This window comes from Paralimibaculum aggregatum (genome assembly GCF_030270585.1).
GTDB classification, from domain to species: domain Bacteria; phylum Pseudomonadota; class Alphaproteobacteria; order Rhodobacterales; family Rhodobacteraceae; genus Thermohalobaculum; species Thermohalobaculum aggregatum.
On the sequence record NZ_BSYI01000123.1, the window covers coordinates 1 to 842 of the forward strand.

Genomic DNA, 842 nt, shown 5'->3' on the forward strand with positions numbered 1-842 from the left:
TGAACTGGCCCCCATTTCGACCGGACACCCGGCCTGAGCAGGGAGGCTTGGGGATATCCCCAGGCACAGGCTTATGTCGGATGACTATCCAACCGTTGAGGTGATCACCGGCGCCGGACGGCGGCGCCACTGGCCGATCGAGGAGAAGCTGCGCATCGTCGAGGAGACCCTGCAGCCCGGCGCCACCATTTCGGCTGTGGCGCGGCGCAATGGCGTGGCGCCGAACCTGTTGTATCGTTGGCGCCGTCTGATGACGGAGGGCGGTGCGGTGGCGGTTCAAGCAGACGACGGGGTGACGGGCAACGCGGAGGTCCGCAAGCTCGAGGAACGGGTTCGGGAGCTGGAGCGCCAGCTCGGCCGCAAGACCCTCGAGGTCGAGATCCTGAAGGAGGCGCTCGGCAAGGCACGGGCAAAAAAACCGAGCTTGCTCGCGCGGTCGCCGCTGACGGACGGTTCGCGGTGAAGGCGGTGGCCGACACGCTCGGCGTCGCGCGGTCGAACCTGGTCGAGCGGCTGAAGGGCAGCGCTGAGCCCCACCAAGGCAAACGGCGGCGCTATCATAAAGCGCAAGACGGGGCGGTGCTGGAGCGGGTGCGACGCCTGATCGGTGTCCGCCCGACCTACGGCTATCGGCGGATCACGGCCATGCTGAACCGGGAGTTGGTGGCGGCCGGAACGCCTCCCGCCAACCACAAGCGCGTCTACCGGCTGATGAAGATGCACGGGTTGCTGCTTGAGCGGCATTCTGGCGACCGCCCGGGCCGAACGCACGATGGCAAGGTCGTTGTCATGCGCTCGAACCTGCGGTGGTGCTCGGATGGCTTCGAGTTCACCTGCTGGAA

At 67.0% G+C, this 842-nt stretch carries 1 pseudogene; it reads left to right on the top strand.

The features are described from left to right. Nucleotides 1-55: 55 nt before the first annotated feature. A pseudogene (locus QSJ97_RS24585) lies at nt 56-842 on the top strand (transposase); the annotation flags it as partial.